This is a genomic window from Roseiarcus fermentans (assembly GCF_003315135.1).
GTDB lineage: Bacteria > Pseudomonadota > Alphaproteobacteria > Rhizobiales > Beijerinckiaceae > Roseiarcus > Roseiarcus fermentans.
Map to the genome: position 1 here is coordinate 1 of NZ_QNRK01000054.1, position 18,304 is coordinate 18,304.

The following is an 18,304-nucleotide window of genomic DNA, read 5'->3' on the forward strand; positions in this document are numbered from 1 at the left end:
TTATCAAATTAAATGGATATTCTCAAATATCATGGATGCACTTAAGCAACTGATTTCATTGCGTCTGAGTTCTCAGCTCAAGACGGAGCCTGACACAGGCTGTCTCGCTGTTCCACAACCGCGACCGCCGACGGCAGGCTGAAGCAGAGGGCAAGCAAGCCAAGGAATTGCCCCCCGTTGTGCCGAACCGGGCAGCGATCCTCAATCTGCCGCTGGACGCCTACAAGAAGTACGAAAGCCTCGTCGAAGCCGGGTTCGTCCGAGCGGCGAAGTTTCTGCACCGCCTCCACATCTTCCGGGTCTTTGATCTGCGCTATCAGTCGCAAGTCGTCCCACTGGCCGCGATTTTGGCAGACCTCGGCGACGCCTGCGAGCATGAGACGAACCATGCCAAACTCGTTCGCTGGTACTGGAACGGGGTCTTTGGCGAACTCTACGGCTCGACGGTCGAGAGCCGAATTGGACGTGACTTCCTTGAGGTCCCCCCTTGGATTCGCGGTGGCGAACTACCGACAACAATTCAAGAGTCGACATTCCGTCCCGACCGCCTGAAAACAATGCGGATGCGGCTGTCCGCGGCCTACAAGGGCGTCAACGCCCTGCTGATGAGCGTCGGGGCCATCGACTGGCGATCCGGGCAGAAGTTCGATCACACAATCTTCTTCGGAGAAGCCGTCGATATCCACCATATCTTCCCGAAGGAATGGTGCCTGAAGCAAGACCTCAAGCCGGAGGTGTTCGACTCGATCATCAACAAGACGCCGCTTGCGTATCGAACCAACCGTATTATCGGCGGCGCGGCACCGTCCGCCTATCTAGCGAAGATGGAGGCGGGCGGGGCTGAATCTCCAGCTATCGATCAGGCCGTGCTGGATAGCCACCTCCGCTCCCATCTCATCGAACCTGATCTCCTTCGAGCCGACGCCTTCGAGCTTTTCATGCAAGACCGTCAGACGCGCCTCCTGCGCCTCATCGAGGACGCGACCGGACAGAAGATTCGCCGTGACACCGAGTCCGGCGTCGGCGTCGGTGCCGATGCGGAGACCGACGACGAGACAATGGAGTCCGAGCTGACGATGGAGCCCGCGGAGTAACCGCATTGCCGAGGCTCTGGCCCCCGAGATCCGATAGTGCACTTGTGGCAGCCCACACTATCGGCCTCTGACTGATCTTGTCCTAATGCTCCCTGGGGAAATCCATGAAGGCGAGCAGGTCGACCTCGGCCTCGTCGAGGAGGGCTGCGAGCTTGGGCAGCTTGGCGCGCAACTGATCGGCGACGTTGCGCCCACCGTTTTCTGGCGCCATCGGGCGTCGTCTGGGCGAAGGCGGTGGCGATAAAGGCGGAGACGACGCGGCGGCCGTTCTTGTTGGCGTGGGCGAGCGCGTTGCGCATGAAGTGGACGCGGCAGCGTTGCCAGGCGGCGCCGAGAACCTTGGCGGCGGCGGCTCCGAGGGGCAGATGTCGAGGCCGAGCACCTCGCGCCGGCCATCGCCGTTGACGCCGATGGCGATGACGATCGCGGTCGAGACGATGCGTCCGCCCCGCCGCACCTTCACGTAGGTGGCGTCCAGCCAAACGTAGGGCCGGTCGCCTTCGATGGGGCGGCCGAGGAAGGGTTTGACCTTCTCGTCGATCTCCTCGCACAGGCGGCTGACCTCGCTTCTGGAGATCCCGTCCATGCCGAGCGCGCGCACGAGATCGTCGACCGATCGGGTCGAGACGCCGTGCACGTAGTCCTCCTGCACGAGCGCCGCGATGGCCTTCTCGGCCATACGCCGCGGCTCGAGAAAGCCCGGGAAGTAGCTGCTCTTGCGCAGCTTGGGGATGCGCAGCTCCACCCTGCCGCCCCGCGTCTCCCGGTCGCGGACGCGGCAGCCGTTGCGTTGAACAAGGCGATCGGACGAGCGTTCGCCGTGCGCCGCTCCCGTGCGGCTCTCGATGTCCAGCTCCATGAGCCGCTGGGCTGCGAAGCCGATCATTCGGCGCAGGAAATCCGCGTCCGGGGTCATCCTGCCCGCTGTGGCCGCATGACCACCCGGCTCCGCCGGGGATAGGCGATGGCTCCGTTCCTACACCACGCGCCGGGAAACGATTGGTGACCTATGGACCGCCGACAGCAAGATCACCCCGGCGGAGTGCCAGGTTCCCGCGCGCGATTCTGAAGATCGGGCCGCGATGACGGACCGTTCCAGCATGACGTCGCCCCTGTCCGGCACCCTCGTCCTCACGGGATTGCCGCGCGGATCGCATAGGCCCCGATCTTACGCATCGGCCGCTCCACTACAACCCGCGGCGGAAGGGGTCCTTCACGTCGCAATTATACCGTCGGAGCTAGCGCCCCGGGATGCGAACCCTGGGAGCAAATTCATCGTTGTGGGGATCCAGGCGGCGGCGGGCGGCGCGCCATTGCAGATGAAAACGGGCCTGGGTCATTTCGGCAATTCGGCCCTCCGCCAAACCCAGGGCGGCTCAATTGCGGCTCAATTGAGCTTTGGTCGGAAGCCCCTAAAGGAGGGCTAAAGACCGGGTTGATTTCAATGCCTCTAACGACGCGCGAGAAAAAGGAAATCGGCGCGAAAAGCCGCTGAACACGCTCGCGGCGGCTGGAGGAGACGAACAGCGAGGGAGGCAATCCATGGCGGCAAACAACGTGCTGTCATTGCGCGACTTGCAAGACCATGATGTCGAGCGGTGCGGCGGCAAAGCCGCCAGCCTGGGCAAGTTGCTTCGCATGGGGGCGACGGTTCCGCCAGGCTTCTGCATCCTCGCTGAAGCGCTCGATGAAACTCTTGCGTCCAACGATCTCCATGCGCCCATAGCCGAGATCGCCGCCAACCTGAATTTCGAGGACTTCGGAGCCGTCGAGAAGAGCACCGGCGTCATTCGCGAGATGATCGCCAATGCCGCTATTCCAAGGTCTCTGAGCGATGAAATAGGCGAACGATACCGGGAACTGGTCACGCAAGACAATTGCTATGTCGCAGTGCGGTCGTCAGTGGCTGTCCGCGACTCGGGTATATCCTCCTTCCCCGGGATGATGGACACGTACCACTACGTGCGTGGCGAGGAAGAGGTCATCGCCAAGGTCCTGCAATGCTGGGCGTCGCTGTGGTCGTCACGCGCCGCTTACTTACGGCATCACAAGGGTATCTCTCACGATCAGGGAATTATTGCACCGATTATCCAGCTGATGGTCAGTCCTGAAACAGCCGGCGTCCTGTTCACCGCCAATCCGGTGACCAAAGACAAGGGAGAAGTCATCATCGAGTCCAACTGGGGATTGGGCGAATCGGTCGTCTCCGGGCGATCGATGAACGACTACTTCGTCCTCGACAAGGCATCTCTCGAGATCCGCAAGAAGAAGATCGCCAACAAGACGCTGATGTTCGTCATGGATGGCGGGCGCGGCGGCGGTCGCATCGAGGTGCCGGTACCGAACGAGCGTTCGACTTTGCCGACTTTGTCCGACGTTCAACTCGCCGAACTCGGCGCGGTCGGCAAGACGATCGAGGACCATTACGGATTCTGCGTCGATATCGAGTGGGCCTACCAAGGACCGCAGCTCTTCATTCTTCAGGCGCGAAAAGTTCGAGAGTTGAGCAACTGAGAAGCAACCAACCGAGAGGTCTAACCGATGTACCGGACTGTTGACGTTCACAACCACTATTATCCTTGGGATTACCTGCAACACCTAGTCGGCCGGCCGGGCGCGGTGACCGCCAAGCAGACCGGTCCTCACTCCTACGTTATGAAATGCAACGACGTCATCGTTGCCCATATCGACCGCGCCGGTCATTACGACATGGCCGCGCGCATCGTTGACCTGGACAAGGCGGGAATGGACACACAGATCATGTCGAAAACTGTTCCGGGCCCTGAGCTCTTGGAACGGGCCGAAGGCGTCTATTGGATGAAGCGCATCAACGATGCGCACGCCGAGGCCGTGCAGAAATATCCGCATCGCTTGTACGCCTATGCGGCGCTTGCCTATCAGGACGTCGACGAATCCCTCAAGGAGCTCGAACGCTGCATCAAGGATCTGAAGGTTCGTGGCATTCAGATGTTCTCCAACGTGCAGGGCACCCCCATGCACGAGCCCCAGTTCGAGCCGATCTTCCAGATGGCGGCGGAACACAACTTGCCGATCCTCATGCATCCGACGGTGCCGCTCACCGCGTCGATTCTCGACAAGATGAAGATCCCGTACCAGTTGTACGGCTACACGTTCGACACCACCATGGCGGTGATCAGCTTGATCTTCCACGGTGTGTTCTCGCGGCACAAGAACCTCAAGGTGATCCACGCCCACCTCGGCGGCATGGCCCCCTACCTCGTGCGTCGTCTGCGAGACAGCTGGAAAGGATACTCCAAGGAGTGGGGGCTGGAACTCGATGAATACCCGGACGACATCTATAAGCGGCAGGTCTATCCGGATACGACGTCGTTCTATCTACCGGCAATGAAGTGTTGCCTGGAGTGGGTTGGCGCTGAACACATGATGATCGGCACCGACTATGCGCATCGGGTGGGCGATCCCGAAGGCGCGATCAAGTCGATCCTCGACCTCGGGGACCAGGCCAAGCTCTCGCGGGACCAGATCGACCTCATCCTCGGCAAGAACGCGGAAAAATTGTTCAACCTGCCGCCCATGCCGGGCAAGTCCAGCTGAGCAATTCCAGGGCTGCAGAGGAGGGATTTCACTCCGTTCCTCTGCTCCTCTGCCTTTCCCGTTGGCGCGGAACAAGCGGCCGACTTCGACGAAAGCAACGCCAGACCGGGTAGTCCCATGATCGATCGAAGCATCAGCGCCTTGCGCACATTGCGCCCCGATCACGACGGCGGCATTTTCTGGTTCAGGGACGACTTGCACCAGCCGAGCCCGATTTCACCGATGGGCATGACGACGGTCCAGAAGCACCATTCCTGGGGCTACCATGTTGCGGCGGAGCAGACCTCGCTTCCGCCGTCAAAGGGCGCCCTCGTCAAACTCCACAAGGGGCGAGTCTATCTTGGCTTCACCCTTATCGACGACAAAGCGGAAGTCGCCGAACGCGCGAAGAAATTCAAACAGCTTCTTGAGTACTGCACCGAGAATTGGGACAGTTTTTACTCTGGGTATATCGAAGAGGTCAGCTCGCTTTTGGCCACGTTGCATGCTGTCGATGCTGACCGTCTCACCAACCGCCATCTTTACGAGCACCTGCTGCGCGCCGAAGAAATCAATCGCCGAAATTGGGAAATTCACTTCATCCTGATGTATCCGGCCGACGCCCTCTATCTCGAATTCGAAGCCTTTTGCAAAAGCCATGGACTTGATGAAAATGGCATGGTGGCGCTGCTGGTGGGCTTCGACGGCATGCCCGCCCGCACCGACGAAGAGCTATGGGAATTGGCCAAGGCGGCCAAGGCGGCCAAGCTCGATCGGATCTTGCTCTCGGCCACGCCTGCATCGGCGCGGAGCCTGCTGTCGGAAATTCCCGAAGGTCGCGATTGGCTCGCCCGCTTCGACGCCTTCCTGGTCACCTATGGCAACCGCATCAACGCGGCCCATCTCGACGTCATATTTCACACCTGGCGCGAAGATCCGACGCCGGTGTTCGAGACCATCCGCAGTTACTTTCGGCGCATCGACGACGGCTGGGATTTTACCGCGCAGCGCAATCACGTCTTCGCCCGCCGTGAAGAAGCGGTCGCCGCATTTGGCGCCTCCCTGAGCGGAGAGGATCACAAGACCTTCCTGCGAATGTTGCCGGTGGCGCAAAAGATATACGCCTATCAGGAAGACCACGGCTTCTATATCGACCAGGGTTCGACGGCGGCGCTCCATGATGTGTTGGCCGCATGCGGCCGACGATTGGCGCGCTTCGGCCTGCTTGCCGACGCGGACGATGTCTACTTCCTGACATACGCAGAACTTTCGGAAGTGCTCGGCGATCTCGCGCGCGACCAGAAGATCGGAATCTACCACCACGGTGCCTTGTTGCCGTCGCTCATCGCCGAACGGAAGGTGCAGTGGGAAAGCGTGAGTTCCCTGGACGCGCCCCTTACCGTCGGCAACGTGCCGCAGACGATGACCGATCCCATCGCAATCAAGGTCTTTGGCATCATTGATGAGGTGCTCCATCCCAAGGGCGAGAAGGTGATCGCGAGTCGGTTGGAAGGCTTCGCTGCTGCTCCTGGCGTTGTCAAAGGTCCAGCGCGGGTCGTCATGAGCTTTGAAGACTTCGCCACCGTTCAGTCGGGCGACATCCTCGTCTGCCCCTATACGGGCACCGCCTGGACGCCTCTGTTCCTCAAGATCGCTGGTGTGGTCACCGATACCGGCGGCATGCTCACCCATGCCGCAATCGCCGCGCGCGAGTACGCCATTCCCGCGGTTGTGGGCACCTGGAACGCCACCACTTCGATAAAGAATGGAGATCTCATTCGCATCGATGGCGCCGCGGGAACCGTCGAAGTGGAGAGACGGGCGAATTGAGGCCCATGGTCATGTCCCTCACGATGATTGAAGACATCAAGGGTGCTGTTCGCGAAGCCGGTCAACTTGCGCTTCTCTATTCGGGCAAAGTCCACAAAGGACTGAAGGCGGACCAGAGCGTCGTCACCGAAGCGGACAACGCGGTCGAGTCCTTCCTGCGGCTGTCGCTCACCCGGCTCGCTCCGACCTATGGGTATCTGGGTGAGGAGACCGAGGAAACCAAGCCGCCGGGAGACGGCGAGACGCGCTATTGGGTGGTCGATGCTCTCGACGGCAGCCGCGCCTTTGCCGCCGGAATTCCACTCTGGACGCCGGCAGTCTGTTTGATGGACGGAAACAACGCCGTCGCGGGAGCGGCGTTTAATCCGATCACGGGAGAACTGTTCTGGGCCGATGCCGAAGGGCCGGCCTGGTGCGGCGACCGGCCGTTGCGCCCTGACTATTCGGTGGAGTTGAAACCAAACACTTTCATCTTGGGCCCAACCAACCATCACCGCTCGTTCGAGATCGATTTTCCAGGTCGCGTCTATTGCCTGGGCGCCCCGATCTACCAACTTTGCCTGCTCGCCAAAGGCGCCGTCAAAGCATTCTTTTTCGACCCGGTCATCAATCTTTGGGATCTCGCCCTGCCGTCGCTGCTGCTCGAGCGCGTCGGCGGCGTGCTCGTCTACGGCTCGGGACGGCCGGTCGAATTGGGCGAACTTCGAGGCCGGCGTCCGGTTCCCGAACCGGTTTTCGCCGGCGGCGCCGAAATGGTCGCGGCGTTGCGCGAAAGGCTCCACTTCATCGGTTAGCTGAACATAAGGGCGTGACAAGAAAGAAAACGGGAGGAATAGAAATGACAGGATCTCACACGATCAGCCGCCGACGCATCCTCTATGCCGGCGGAGCTTTCGCGGCGGCGTCCGCTCTGTCTTGGGGCGGCGCCATCGCCGCGCCGCGGACCGTCAAGATCGGCTACGTCACGCCCCGAACCGGACCGCTCGCCGCGTTCGCGGAAGCCGACGATTTCGTCATCAACGCGGCGCGAAAGACATTCGCCGGCGGCATCGACGTCGGCGGCGCAAAGCATCCCCTGGAGATCATCGTCAAGGACAGCCAGTCCAATCCCAACCGGGCCGCCGAAGTCGCTGCGGAGCTGATTGCAAAGGACAAGATCGACTTGATGCTGGTGGCTTCGACGCCGGAAACCACAAATCCGGTGTCGGACCAGTGCGAGTTGAACCACACGCCCTGCATTTCGACAGTGGCGCCCTGGCAGCCGTGGTTCTTCACTCGCGGCGGAAAGCCGGACGTGGGCTTCGAGTGGACGTACCACTTCTTCTGGGGGTTGGAGGATATTATCGCGGTTTTCACAACGATGTGGGGCTCACTTCCGACAAACAAGGTCGTTGGCGGCATTTGGCCCAACGACGGCGATGGAAATGCGTGGGGGGATGCAAAAATCGGCTTTCCGCCCGCCCTTGCCGCCAAGAATTTCAGCGTCGTCGATCCCGGCCGATATCAGAATCTCACCGAGGACTATTCCGCGCAAATCGCCGAGTTCAAGAAAGGAAACGTTGAAATCGTCACAGGCGTTCCGATCCCGCCCGATTTTGCAGTGTTCTGGCGGCAGGCGATGCAGCAAGGTTTCAAACCGAAGGTCGCGACGGTCGGCAAGGCCTTGCTTTTTCCTGTCGCCGTGGAGGCGCTAGGGGATTCCGGCCGCGGCGTGTCGAATGAAGTTTGGTGGACACCCAATCATCCGTTTTCATCCTCGCTTACGCACCAGTCCGCGGGAGACCTCGCGGCCAGCTATGAAAGCACGACCGGCAAGCAATGGACGCAGCCGATCGGCTTCGCTCACGCGTTGTTCGAACTCGCCGCCAACGTCATGGCGCGAACTCAGAAGCTGGATAGTCAGGCATCCATTCGCGACGCCATCGCCGGCACCAAGCTGGACACGATCGTCGGCCCTATCGCCTGGGGAAGCGGCCCGGTGAAGAATGTCGCCAAGACGCCGCTGGTCGGCGGACAGTGGCGTCAAGGGAGCAAGCACAAGTTCGACCTCTGCATCGTCGAGAATTCCCAGGCGAAGAATATCCCGATCGGGGGTCAACTCGAGCCAATCTAGCTCGTTGGCCATAGGCATCGCGTCCCCTCGCAGCGCCTCCGCGCGGAGGGGACATTTCAGCCGAAGGAAGGAGGCCTGCTCTTGCCGACGATACTCACCGTCGAACAGGTCTGTAAGCAATTTGGCTCGGTGATTGTCGCGGACGATATCAACCTGACAGTGGCCGAAGGTGAGGCGGTCGGCATCATTGGTCCCAACGGCGCCGGCAAGACAACCCTGTTCAACATGATCGCCGGCTCAATTCAGCCGACCAGCGGCCGGATAATATTCGGCTATCGCAACATCACGAAGCTGCGTCCTCCAGATCGCTGCCGCGCTGGCATCGGTCGCTCCCACCAGATACCGCGGCCCTTCTCGGGCATCTCGGTGTACGAGAATACGCTCGTAGGGGCGACGTTCGGCGGCGGACGCGAAGGCGTCGACGCCAAGCGACGCTGCATCGACATTCTCGATCGCCTCGGGCTCCTGGCCAAGGCAAACCAGCTTGCAGGCAGCCTTGGCCTGCTGGATCGCAAGCGGCTCGAACTTGCTCGGGCGCTCGCGACAGAGCCCCGGCTCCTGCTGCTCGACGAGATTGCCGGAGGCCTCACGGACGAAGAGGTGCATCAACTGATCCGCATCGTCACGGCCATTCGCGCGACTGGGGTCGCCATTCTTTGGATCGAGCACATCGTCCACGCGCTGATTTCGGTCGTCGATCGGTTGATCGCCATGCACGTCGGGCGCCTGCTCGCCGAGGGCGCGCCCGCCGCCGTGATGGCCAATGCGGAAGTGCAGGAAGTGTATCTCGGGATCGAAGAGCCATGAGCCTTTGCTCGGTGCGCCGACTCTCCGTCGGCTACGGGGACTTCAAGGTCCTCTTCGATATCGATCTCGATATCGACGAGGGTCAGGCGATGGCGATGATCGGCGCCAACGGAGCCGGCAAGACCACCTTGTTGCGCGCCATCACCGGCCTCCTGAAAGCGCCCGACGACAGCATCAAGTTCGCCGGCCGGCCGATCGCCGGCACTCCGCCCCACGCGATCGTCGCGCTGGGCGTCGCGATGGTTCCGGAAGGGCGCTGTCTGTTCCCCAGCCTTTCGGTCGAGGAGAACCTGCTGGTCGGCGCCCACGCCAAGCGTCGAGGCCCGTGGACGCTGCAGCGGGTTTACGATCTTTTTCCGGCGCTCCTGCAGCGCCGCCGCGCGCCCGTGGAATTGCTGTCGGGCGGGCAGCAGCAGATGGTCGCGATCGGTCGAGCGCTCATGTCGAATCCACGGCTGCTGCTTTGCGACGAAGTCTCGTTGGGTCTGGCGCCGATCGTCATCAAGTCCATCTACTGCGCGTTTCCCGCCATCCTGGCGGAGGGGACAACGATCCTGGTCGTAGAGCAGGACATCGGTCGCGCGATCGCCATGGCCGACACGGTGACCTGCCTTCAGGAAGGCAAGGTGACCCTGGCGGGGCCGCCAAAGCAATTCAGTCGCGCCGACATCACTGCCGCCTATTTTGGGAGGTAGCCGTCGTGTCCTTGTTCGCAGTCGTCGATCCCGTGATGCAAGGCCTGTTGCTCGGCGGCATGTACGCATTGTTCGCCATTGGCTTGTCGCTGAGCTTCGGGATCATGCGCATGGTCAATATCGCTCACGGCGATATCATTGTTCTGGCCGCCTATGTAACTCTGGTGGTCGTCGAAACGCTCGCTGTCAATCCGTTCGTCGCCATGATCGTGGTTGTCCCGTCGCTGGCGGCGTTCGGCTACGTGCTGCAACGGGTCTTGCTCAATCCCGTTTTGGGTGACGACATCCTGCCGCCGTTATTGGTCACGTTCGGGCTGTCGGTCATCATACAAAATCTTCTCCTGGCGGTGTTCTCGGCAGATCCCATGGGCATTCATGCCGACGCAGTCCAGACCGCCAGCATCGGTCTTGGCGGCGGCCTGGCGGTCGGCGTGCTGCCGCTCATCATCTTCGCGTCAGCTGTGGCGGTGGTCGCCGGCCTCGAATTGCTGTTCGCCTTTACTGGGCTCGGGCGCGCGTTTCGCGCGACGTCGGACAATCAGACGGTCGCCCAGTTGATGGGCATTGACAATCGCCATCTCTATGCGGTCGCGACCGCGCTCGCTCTTGCGATTTCCGCCATCGCGGGATCGTTTCTCGCGCTGCGCACAACCTTTGTCCCGACGCTGGGGCCGAGCAAGCTTCTGGTCGCGTTCGAGGCGATCATCGTCGGCGGAATGGGCTCGTTGTGGGGGACGCTGGCGGGAGCGATGCTGCTCGGGGTCGCCCAGTCGATCGGCTTCCGGTACAATTCGGGTTCCGGCATCCTCGCCGGTCATTTTGTTTTCCTGGCAATCCTGTTGGTGCGACCGCAAGGTCTTTTCGCTCGCGCGAGGCGCTCATGAGCTTGCTCGAGCTGGAGAATGCGTCGCGGCTGCAGCATGGTGTCTGGATCGCCGCGGCAGCTCTCCTGGCCGTGCTGATTTTGGCGCCGTGGTGGGCCGATGACAGCGACTTGAGGAGCATCGCCGAATTTGCCTATCTCGTCGCTATTGCCCAGATGTGGAATCTGCTGGCCGGCTACGGGGGCCTGATTTCGGTCGGTCAGCAGGTCTTCATTGGCATCGGCGGGTACACCCTTCTGATCTTGTCGCTGGACGCCGGGATATCGCCTTTTCTCTGTATTCCCGTTGCGGGCGTAGTCTCGGCATTGTTCGCGGTCCCGATCGCGGCCGTCGTGTTTCGCTTGCAGGGTCCCTATTTTGCGATCGGCACATGGGTGGTGGCGGACGTGTTCCGTCTCGCTCTCGACAACGTGCCTGCAATCGGCGGCGGTTCCGGAAAGAGCCTCACCAGCGCCCTGATGTCTATCCCAGGCTGGCAACGGGAGGCGACGACCTATTGGATCGCCCTTGGGCTCGGAGTCGGCCTGACGATCGGCGTCTATTTGATTTTGCGGTCGCGTCTAGGGTTGGCGATGACTGCCGTCCGCGACAGTGTGCCTGCGTCTGAAAGTCTCGGCGTCAGGGTCGGACGAACGAAGTTGCTTATCTACGTTGCATCGGCGCTCGGCTTGGGAATGGCTGGGGCGCTCATTTATCTTACCAAGTTGCGTGTGTCTCCCGATGCGGCGTTTTCTATGGATTGGACGGTCTTGATGATCTTTATCGTCGTGATCGGCGGCATCGGGACAGTGGAGGGACCGATTGTCGGCACAGCCGTATTTTTCTTTTTGCGCGCTATGCTCGCAGATTTCGGCCCTTGGTATCTTGTCATTCTCGGCAGCGTCGCGGTTGTGGTGATGCTGAAGGCTCGACGGGGGATTTGGGGCTGGGTGGCCGGCCGCTTCAATTTCCATGTCTTTCCGACACGGCGTCGGATACGCGTTAATAGCCTACGGTCGGGGTTTGCCGAGATGCCTCCAAGCCCGCGTTACCTGACCGAGTAGTGTTTTCCTTCACTTCACCCGAACGCCGGGATGCCGGTGGTCGCGCGGCCGAGAATGAGGGCGTGGATGTCGTGGGTGCCCCCGTAGGTGTTCACCACCTTGAGGTTGACGAGGTCGCGGGCGACGCCGAACTCGTCGCTGATGCCGTTGTCGCTCATCATGTCGCATGCTGTCCGGCGATGTTGTCGCTGGCGGCGGCGTCCGTTGCTTGGGGGATTTTCGTGCGATCCGCTTGATTGGATCGCGGACTCATCGTGCGACACTTCGGCGGAAGGAGAATGAAATGGCCCTGATGATCAACGAAGATTGCACCGCCTGCGATGCATGCAAGCCGGCCTGCCCGAACCAAGCGATCGCGTCCGGCAATCCGATCTACACGATCGACGCGCTGCGCTGCACCGAATGCGTCGGCAGCGAACATGACGAGCCGCAGTGCCGGGTGATGTGCCCCGCCGATGCCATCGTCGCCAATCCGGACTTCAATGAGACCCGCGACCAGTTGCAGGCCAAGTACCAAGCCCTGCACGCCTGAATGGGAATGTGGGAATGATGATCAATCCCATTGAGCCTCGAAGGCGGGACATCGTCGCTGGCCCAGACATTGGCCTCGCCATCTGCGATCTTACCGTCGCGCGGCGATGGTCCTGCGATGATCGTCGTCAAGGCCGAGGCGCTTCGAATGAGTCAGGAATGTCAGATCGCCTTCGAGATCGGCCGGACGGAACTCGCTTTCCGTTCGGTGTTCGAGGCAAATCCGCCCCGGCGAAGTTTCCCGTGCGGCTGGGTGACATGTTGCTCGGCGACGATCCCTTTGTCAGCGCGCTGCGGCAGAACGACGTCCAGATGGCCGGGCCGCCCTTTGCGGGCCACGAGTCTTGCAAGCTTCCTACGGTTTCGCGCGCGGGTTGCATTCTCTCACGAGGGACGAGTTGCTGGCGGTCCGGCGCAATCGCCCGAAAGATCACGCCCGAAACGGTGAGCGGTCGGATTCGGCTGCATGAATGTCTCGCGATGATGGCTTACAAATGCCCCGCCTCCGACGATCAACCCGCCGGTCGACGCGCACGAGAAGGGGGCGCTCGTCCCCGACGATATCGACCTCGACTTCGAGCGTCCGACGCGTTCGCTGCTCGGCGGCGACACGCCAGCATCCGCGCCCCGCGGGGCCGCCATGGCGCAATCTTGATCGACCGCGCTAGGGGGGTCGAACGCGTCCGCGTCGCCGTTTGGAGCCGACCGCAAAGATATTGCTGGAGCGACATCGTGACCGATGAACTGATCTTTCCGCCGACGCCGATCCGAGCGATCCCGGTCCAAGGCGAGGCCCGTCGATTTGCCTGCAACCGGATCTTCTGCGTGGGTCGCAACTACGCGGATCACGCCAGGGAAATGGGAGTCGAGATCGACCGCGTAGCCCCATTCTATTTTCTCAAACATCCCGGCGCGCTGGTCGCGTCCGGCGCGACGGTCGCCTACCCGCCAGGGACGACGAACTATCACTACGAAATGGAGCTGGTCGTCGCGATCGGCGCCGCCGGCTTCCGGCTCGCACGCACGGACGCGCACAACCTCGTGTTTGGCTACGCCTGCGGCCTCGACATGACCCGCCGAGATCTCCAGCTCGACGCGCGCGCCAAAGGGCGTCCGTGGGATCTTGGCAAGGACTTCGAGCAGTCAGCCGTCGTCGCGGAAATCGTGCCAAAACCGAACTTCGGCGCTATCGCGGGTCAGAGAATCTGGCTGAGAGTCAACGACGTCTCGAAGCAGGAAGCGCGACTTTCCGATCTCGTCTGGGGAATCGACGAGATCGTCGCTCATCTGTCGGGGTTCTACCATCTTGCGCCCGGCGACCTCATATTCACCGGGACGCCGGCGGGCGTCGGTCCGGTCGTCGCCGGCGATGAGCTGGAAGGCGGGGTCGAAGGGCTGCGGAATGTGAGGCTGCGGATCGGCGAGTCGCAGTCATGACGCCGCAAAATTTGTCGCCGCCATCGCCGATGCGCTTCTACGGCTACTTCCGTTCGACCGCGTCCTATCGCTGCCGGATCGCGCTGAACCTCAAGGGTGTGGCGCCGGAATTCATCCCGGTCCATCTGCGTCGGGGTGGGGGCGAACAGCATCGCGAACAATTTCGCGCCGTGAATCCACAGGGGCTGGTTCCGGCGCTCGACGTCGATGGACAGGTTCTTACACAGTCGCTCGCCATCATCGAATGGCTGGACCGCGAGATCCCCGATCCTCCTCTAATTCCCGGCGACTCCGGGCTGCGAGCCGAGGTCACGAGCTTTGCGCTGGCGATCGCCGCCGACATCCATCCGTTGAACAACCTGCGAGTTCTCAATTACCTTCGCGAGCATCTGGGTCAGGGGCAGGCGGAGACCGAGGCCTGGTGCCGACATTGGTGCGAGGACGGCCTGACGGCTCTGGAAATCGTCGCAGAGCGCTCCGTTCCGCGCGGCGCGTTTCTTTTCGACGATCGTCCGGGCCTCGCCGAGATCTGCCTCGTCCCGCAACTCTCAAGCGCCCGACGCTTTGGCGTCGATCTCGGGCGCTTCAGCCGGCTGCTGGCGGTCGAAGCGCTTTGCCTCGACATTCCCGCTTTTCAACGAGCGCGGCCGGAGCTGCAACCAGACGCAGAACCTTGATAACCGCAATCTCGCCAGCATCGAACCGGAGCAAACGTAAGATGACCGCGCTAGGCACGCTCGAAGATCTGCCGCTCGAATATCGCAACGGCCTGACCGCCCGCAATCTCGTCCCGCTGTGGCCCAATCTGCGCGCCGCCCTGCCCCACAACAAGCCGAGCCGCCGGACACGCCCTATGCTGTGGCGCTATGAGGACATCCGCCCGCAGTTGCTGGAGGCCGGCCGCCTGACGCCGATCGAGAAAGCCGAACGGCGCGTGCTCGTCCTGGCGAACCCGGGCCTCGGGCTCGAGAACATGCAGGCGACGCCATCGATCTACGTAGGCATGCAACTCATCTTGCCCGGCGAGGTGGCCCCGAACCATCGGCATGCGCCCTCCGCGGTTCGCTTCGTCATCGAGGGGAAAGGCGGCTTCACGATGGTTGAAGGCGAGAAGCTCCCGATGGAGCCTGGCGACTTGATCCTGACGCCGTCCCTCCTCTGGCACGAGCATGGGCACACGGGGAGCGGGCCGGTGATCTGGATGGACGTGCTTGATCTTCCGGTCGTCTATGGGCTTGAAGCCTCTTACGCTCTGGAGGGGCCATCGCAGCAGCCGCGCAACGAACCTGACGCATCGCAGACGCGCTATCGCCGGTCGGGGCTTATTCCGTGGTCGGCGACGACGCGGACGCGCGCCGATTATCCGCTGGTCCGCTTTCCCTGGCAGGAGGTCCGTCAGGCCCTGGCCGATCTCGCGACGGTGACGCCGGTCGGCGAGGCCGTTCGCTTGGCGTACGTCAATCCGGAGACGGGGCACGAGTGCATGCCGATTCTGGGATTTTCCGCCCTGCTTCTGCGGCCTGGAGAGACGCTGCGTCTGCCCCGCCATTCCGCCTCTTCAATCATCAATGTGGTGTCGGGTTCCGGCTCGGCGGCCATCGACAGTGTCGAATTGCGCTTCGACGCGTTCGACACTGTCGCCGTGCCGACGCACGCCGAGGTCAAGCTTGACAACGCGTCCTCGAAACATCCCGCTTTCCTGTTCGTTGTGGACGATGCGCCGATGCAGCGGAAGCTCGGGTTCTACGAGATGTTCGGTTGAGAACTGGGAACGGGATTTTTGGCCCTTTGTCCTCCTCTTGACCGCGGAGCAGATTGCTCTGGCGCTCGCCGGGCTCGGTGAGGTTGTCGGCTGGGGTCTGTCGCAAGGCCTGCCGAGATACCGCTGCGCCTCCTGCGGTCGTCGGTGAAACGCCGCCGAGGCACCACGGCGGGCACCAATGCCGTCTAATACCAAAAGGCCCCGCTGGCTGACTCACTGGGGGTTTCCGAATCGCGGGAGTGATAATTCAAGGCGGCATGGAGGGCTGGACCATGCCGTCAGCGGTGAAATTGCAAACGGAGTTTTCGGCTGAGGAGCTTCGGGCGCTGGCCCGTCGCTCGAAAGACGTCAACCAGAGCCGCCGACTGTTGTCGCTTGCGGCGGTGCGGGACGGGATGGATCGGGCCTCGGCGGCCAGGGTCGGCATGGACCGCCAGACGCTGCGCGACTGGGTGCATCGCTTCAACGCCGAGGGGCCTGAGGGGCTCATCAACAACTGGACAGAGGGGCCCAAGCCGCGCCTGTCGGCTGAGCATTTGGCCGAGTTGGCGGCCATCGTCGAGGCCGGCCCGGATCGTGAGAAGGACGGCGTCGTGCGGTGGCGTCGCATCGACCTCAAGCGCGTCATCGCTGAGCGGTTCGCCGCCAGTGTTCTCTGGCTCGTCTCGCCCGGCGGCGCCTTCACGACGGGACAGACGATCGTAATCGACGGCGGAACCCTCGTCGGCGACGGTGGCTGAGACGCTTGGTGTTACATCCGGTCCACCACAGCGCGAACCATCATCTCTCGACCTTTGGGCGTCAAAGGAGCATTCTTGTGGGTGTCCATTCGGTCCTCTGCGAATCGCTGGCGTTTGGCGACTTCAGCGTTCACGGTCCAAACCGAATGGACAACCTCCTGAAAGCTCACACCTAGAGCGTGAATCGGTCCTTCGACCGATCAAAGACGATGCGACCTCGAGGCCAGTCCTCGTATTCAAATGACCGCACGAGCGCCCGCAGCGCGGCATCTAGTGGATCGAGTCTAACGCTTGGTGCCCGCGCCTGGCGGCGGCGATGATTTTGCCGGGATCGGCGACCCATTTGAAGGGCTTGGGGTTGGCGTTGTGGTCGTCGAGGAAGCGGTTGATGGCGGCCTGGAGGTCCGTGACGGACCGAAAGACGCCGCGCTTGAGACGGCGCTTGGTCAGGAAGGCGAAGAAGCCCTCGACAGCGTTGAGCCACGAGGCCGAGGTCGGGGTGAAGTGGAACGTCCAGCGTGGATGGCGCACAAGCCATCGCCGCACGGCGGGGTGCTTGTGGGCGGCGTAGTTGTCGAGGATCGCATGGACCGTCTTGCCGGCGGGCACTTCGCGCTCGACGGCGTTGAGGAAGCGGATGAACTCCTGATGCCGGTGACGCTGCATGTTCTGGCCGATCACGGTTCCGTCGAGCACGTTCATGGCGGCGAACAGGGTCGTCGTCCCGTTGCGCTTGTAGTCGTGGGTCATCGTCCCGGCGCGGCCCTTCTTCAGCGGCAGGCCGGGCTGGGTGCGGTCGAGCGCCTGGATCTGGCTCTTTTCATCGACGGAGAGGACGACGGCGTGCGCCGGGGGATCGACATAGAGCCCGACGATGTCGCGCAGCTTGTCGACGAAGGCGGGGTCGTTGGACAGCTTGAACTGCCGGACGCGATGCGGCTGCAGCCCGTGAGCCCGCCAGATGCGCTGGACCGAGCTGGCGCTGACGCCGGCCGCCTCGGCCATCGCGGCGCCCGTCCAGTGGGTCGCTTCCTGCGGCGGCTCCTCCATGGTCAGTGCGACGACGCGCTCGGCGACAAAAGGATCGAGCTTCGGGATGCGCGAGGGCCGCGTCTTGTCGCACAACAGCCCGTCCACGCCTTCGACGGCGAACCGCTCCTGCCAGCGCCAGACGCAGGTCTTGGATTTGCCCGTCTCGCGCATGATCCCGTTCGTGCCGACGCCCTCGACGCTGAGCAATACGATCTGCGCCCGCCAAACGTGCTTCTGAGGCGCGTTGCGGTCCTTGACCAAAGCGCGCAGCCGATCGAGGTCGGCGGGCGTAACAGATATCGAGATGCCAGGTCGCATACTGCAGACTCGCACGCGGCGAGTCCGCCCGGAATCCCTACTGGGATTCAAATGTCAGATGCGATCCACTAGGCACGCAATGGAATCGGGGGAGATCGACTTCTTGATCGAAACTGCGGGCTCCCAGCTCCGCGGCTCTGTGATTGAGTCCTGCATGGTTACGGTTGTCGCGCCGCCACCGCCGAAGGCCCTCTTCACACTGTCGATCACCAATGGCAAATCAGCGGGGGCCACAGTGTTGTTCGAAAGATAGGAAGAAAGGATTTGAGCGACAAGCGACTTTTCGTCCGGTTCCGACATTAGGATCTCCATGGCTGATTCGGCAGGATCTCCATGGCTGATTCGGCGCTAACTTATATCACCGCACAAGCGAAATTGAGGTCGATGAATCGCGAACAACAGGTTTTCACGACGCACAGTAACACTTCTATGCGAAAACGAATTGCTGTTTGGTCGCGGCGTG

At 62.0% G+C, this 18,304-nt stretch carries 16 protein-coding genes and 3 pseudogenes; 15 read left to right on the top strand and 4 right to left on the bottom strand.

Annotation, left to right across the window (positions count from 1 at the left end; translation table 11 throughout):
• Positions 1-179 precede the first annotated feature (179 nt).
• Positions 180-1,094 (top strand): hypothetical protein, encoded by a 915-nt coding sequence (locus tag DFR50_RS29455; protein WP_210209078.1) that lies wholly within the window; start codon positions 180-182, stop codon positions 1,092-1,094.
• 85 nt (positions 1,095-1,179) lie between these two features.
• Here DFR50_RS29455 and DFR50_RS29460 read toward each other — a convergent pair.
• Positions 1,180-2,010, bottom strand: a pseudogene (locus tag DFR50_RS29460) (IS256 family transposase); the annotation flags it as partial.
• Positions 2,011-2,636: 626 nt separating this feature from the next.
• Between DFR50_RS29460 and DFR50_RS29465 the strand changes: the two are divergent.
• The 9 genes from DFR50_RS29465 (at position 2,637) to DFR50_RS29505 (ending at position 12,021) form a co-directional block, all read left to right on the top strand.
• Positions 2,637-3,608: a PEP/pyruvate-binding domain-containing protein gene (locus DFR50_RS29465; protein ID WP_113893611.1), complete on the top strand. Its 972-nt coding sequence runs from the start codon at positions 2,637-2,639 to the stop codon at positions 3,606-3,608.
• Positions 3,609-3,635: 27 nt separating this feature from the next.
• On the top strand, positions 3,636-4,670 hold the full coding sequence (locus DFR50_RS29470) for an amidohydrolase family protein (protein WP_113893613.1): 1,035 nt from the start codon (positions 3,636-3,638) through the stop codon (positions 4,668-4,670).
• A gap of 117 nt (positions 4,671-4,787) precedes the next feature.
• Complete coding sequence (locus tag DFR50_RS29475) at positions 4,788-6,479, top strand: PEP-utilizing enzyme (protein WP_113893614.1); 1,692 nt, start codon at positions 4,788-4,790, stop codon at positions 6,477-6,479.
• Between the two features lie 5 nt (positions 6,480-6,484).
• Positions 6,485-7,273, top strand: coding sequence for an inositol monophosphatase family protein (locus DFR50_RS29480; RefSeq protein WP_113893616.1), 789 nt, complete (start codon positions 6,485-6,487; stop codon positions 7,271-7,273).
• Positions 7,274-7,317: 44 nt separating this feature from the next.
• Complete coding sequence (locus DFR50_RS29485; RefSeq protein WP_113893618.1) at positions 7,318-8,592, top strand: ABC transporter substrate-binding protein; 1,275 nt, start codon at positions 7,318-7,320, stop codon at positions 8,590-8,592.
• An 81-nt stretch (positions 8,593-8,673) separates the two neighbouring features.
• A complete protein-coding gene (locus DFR50_RS29490; protein WP_113893620.1) occupies positions 8,674-9,399 on the top strand; it encodes an ABC transporter ATP-binding protein in 726 nt (241 codons plus the stop codon).
• The gene (locus DFR50_RS29495) at positions 9,396-10,094 is read left to right on the top strand and encodes an ABC transporter ATP-binding protein (RefSeq protein ID WP_113893622.1); all 699 of its coding nucleotides are present in this window, start codon (positions 9,396-9,398) and stop codon (positions 10,092-10,094) included. Before DFR50_RS29490 ends, DFR50_RS29495 begins: the two co-directional genes overlap by 4 nt.
• 35 nt (positions 10,095-10,129) lie before the next feature.
• The gene (locus DFR50_RS29500; RefSeq protein ID WP_113893658.1) at positions 10,130-10,978 is read left to right on the top strand and encodes a branched-chain amino acid ABC transporter permease; all 849 of its coding nucleotides are present in this window, start codon (positions 10,130-10,132) and stop codon (positions 10,976-10,978) included.
• Positions 10,975-12,021 carry a branched-chain amino acid ABC transporter permease gene (locus DFR50_RS29505; protein WP_113893624.1) on the top strand — a complete coding sequence of 349 codons (1,047 nt, stop codon included), beginning with the start codon at positions 10,975-10,977 and terminating at the stop codon, positions 12,019-12,021. The genes DFR50_RS29500 and DFR50_RS29505 overlap by 4 nt, the downstream gene beginning before the upstream one ends.
• A gap of 14 nt (positions 12,022-12,035) precedes the next feature.
• Here DFR50_RS29505 and DFR50_RS29510 read toward each other — a convergent pair.
• Positions 12,036-12,197 (bottom strand): annotated as a pseudogene (locus tag DFR50_RS29510) (acyl-CoA dehydrogenase); the annotation flags it as partial.
• A gap of 107 nt (positions 12,198-12,304) precedes the next feature.
• Here DFR50_RS29510 and DFR50_RS29515 point away from each other — a divergent pair.
• The 5 genes and pseudogenes from DFR50_RS29515 to DFR50_RS32700 form a co-directional block, all read left to right on the top strand.
• Positions 12,305-12,553, top strand: a complete 249-nt coding sequence (locus DFR50_RS29515) for a YfhL family 4Fe-4S dicluster ferredoxin (RefSeq protein ID WP_113893626.1) — start codon at positions 12,305-12,307, stop codon at positions 12,551-12,553.
• A 158-nt stretch (positions 12,554-12,711) separates the two neighbouring features.
• Positions 12,712-13,989, top strand: coding sequence for a fumarylacetoacetate hydrolase family protein (locus DFR50_RS33225; protein ID WP_245428223.1), 1,278 nt, complete (start codon positions 12,712-12,714; stop codon positions 13,987-13,989).
• A gap of 29 nt (positions 13,990-14,018) precedes the next feature.
• Positions 14,019-14,666 (top strand): maleylacetoacetate isomerase, encoded by a 648-nt coding sequence (maiA, locus tag DFR50_RS29525; protein ID WP_113893662.1) that lies wholly within the window; start codon positions 14,019-14,021, stop codon positions 14,664-14,666.
• Entirely contained in the window at positions 14,663-15,751 is a 1,089-nt protein-coding gene (locus DFR50_RS29530; RefSeq protein ID WP_245428225.1) for a cupin domain-containing protein, read from the top strand. The genes maiA and DFR50_RS29530 overlap by 4 nt, the downstream gene beginning before the upstream one ends.
• A 272-nt stretch (positions 15,752-16,023) precedes the next feature.
• Positions 16,024-16,392 (top strand): annotated as a pseudogene (locus DFR50_RS32700) (helix-turn-helix domain-containing protein); the annotation flags it as partial.
• Between the two features lie 369 nt (positions 16,393-16,761).
• Here DFR50_RS32700 and DFR50_RS29540 read toward each other — a convergent pair.
• Together DFR50_RS29540 and DFR50_RS29545 are read right to left on the bottom strand one after the other, a co-directional pair.
• On the bottom strand, positions 16,762-17,841 hold the full coding sequence (locus tag DFR50_RS29540) for an IS630 family transposase (RefSeq protein ID WP_113893629.1): 1,080 nt from the start codon (positions 17,839-17,841) through the stop codon (positions 16,762-16,764).
• A gap of 54 nt (positions 17,842-17,895) precedes the next feature.
• Entirely contained in the window at positions 17,896-18,141 is a 246-nt protein-coding gene (locus tag DFR50_RS29545; RefSeq protein ID WP_113893664.1) for a MucR family transcriptional regulator, read from the bottom strand.
• Positions 18,142-18,304: the final 163 nt, after the last annotated feature.

Bases quoted from the DNA above. Each gene is read 5' to 3' on its own strand.
- DFR50_RS29480 (WP_113893616.1), top strand. From the start codon at position 6,485: ATGGTCATGTCCCTCACGATGATTGAAGACATCAAGGGTGCTGTTCGC.
- DFR50_RS33225 (WP_245428223.1), top strand. From the start codon at position 12,712: ATGTCAGATCGCCTTCGAGATCGGCCGGACGGAACTCGCTTTCCGTTC.
- DFR50_RS29475 (WP_113893614.1), top strand. From the start codon at position 4,788: ATGATCGATCGAAGCATCAGCGCCTTGCGCACATTGCGCCCCGATCAC.
- DFR50_RS29470 (WP_113893613.1), top strand. From the start codon at position 3,636: ATGTACCGGACTGTTGACGTTCACAACCACTATTATCCTTGGGATTAC.
- DFR50_RS29465 (WP_113893611.1), top strand. From the start codon at position 2,637: ATGGCGGCAAACAACGTGCTGTCATTGCGCGACTTGCAAGACCATGAT.
- DFR50_RS29540 (WP_113893629.1), bottom strand. From the start codon at position 17,841: ATGCGACCTGGCATCTCGATATCTGTTACGCCCGCCGACCTCGATCGG.
- DFR50_RS29515 (WP_113893626.1), top strand. From the start codon at position 12,305: ATGGCCCTGATGATCAACGAAGATTGCACCGCCTGCGATGCATGCAAG.
- DFR50_RS29545 (WP_113893664.1), bottom strand. From the start codon at position 18,141: ATGTCGGAACCGGACGAAAAGTCGCTTGTCGCTCAAATCCTTTCTTCC.
- DFR50_RS29505 (WP_113893624.1), top strand. From the start codon at position 10,975: ATGAGCTTGCTCGAGCTGGAGAATGCGTCGCGGCTGCAGCATGGTGTC.
- DFR50_RS29495 (WP_113893622.1), top strand. From the start codon at position 9,396: ATGAGCCTTTGCTCGGTGCGCCGACTCTCCGTCGGCTACGGGGACTTC.
- maiA (WP_113893662.1), top strand. From the start codon at position 14,019: ATGCGCTTCTACGGCTACTTCCGTTCGACCGCGTCCTATCGCTGCCGG.
- DFR50_RS29485 (WP_113893618.1), top strand. From the start codon at position 7,318: ATGACAGGATCTCACACGATCAGCCGCCGACGCATCCTCTATGCCGGC.
- DFR50_RS29500 (WP_113893658.1), top strand. From the start codon at position 10,130: ATGCAAGGCCTGTTGCTCGGCGGCATGTACGCATTGTTCGCCATTGGC.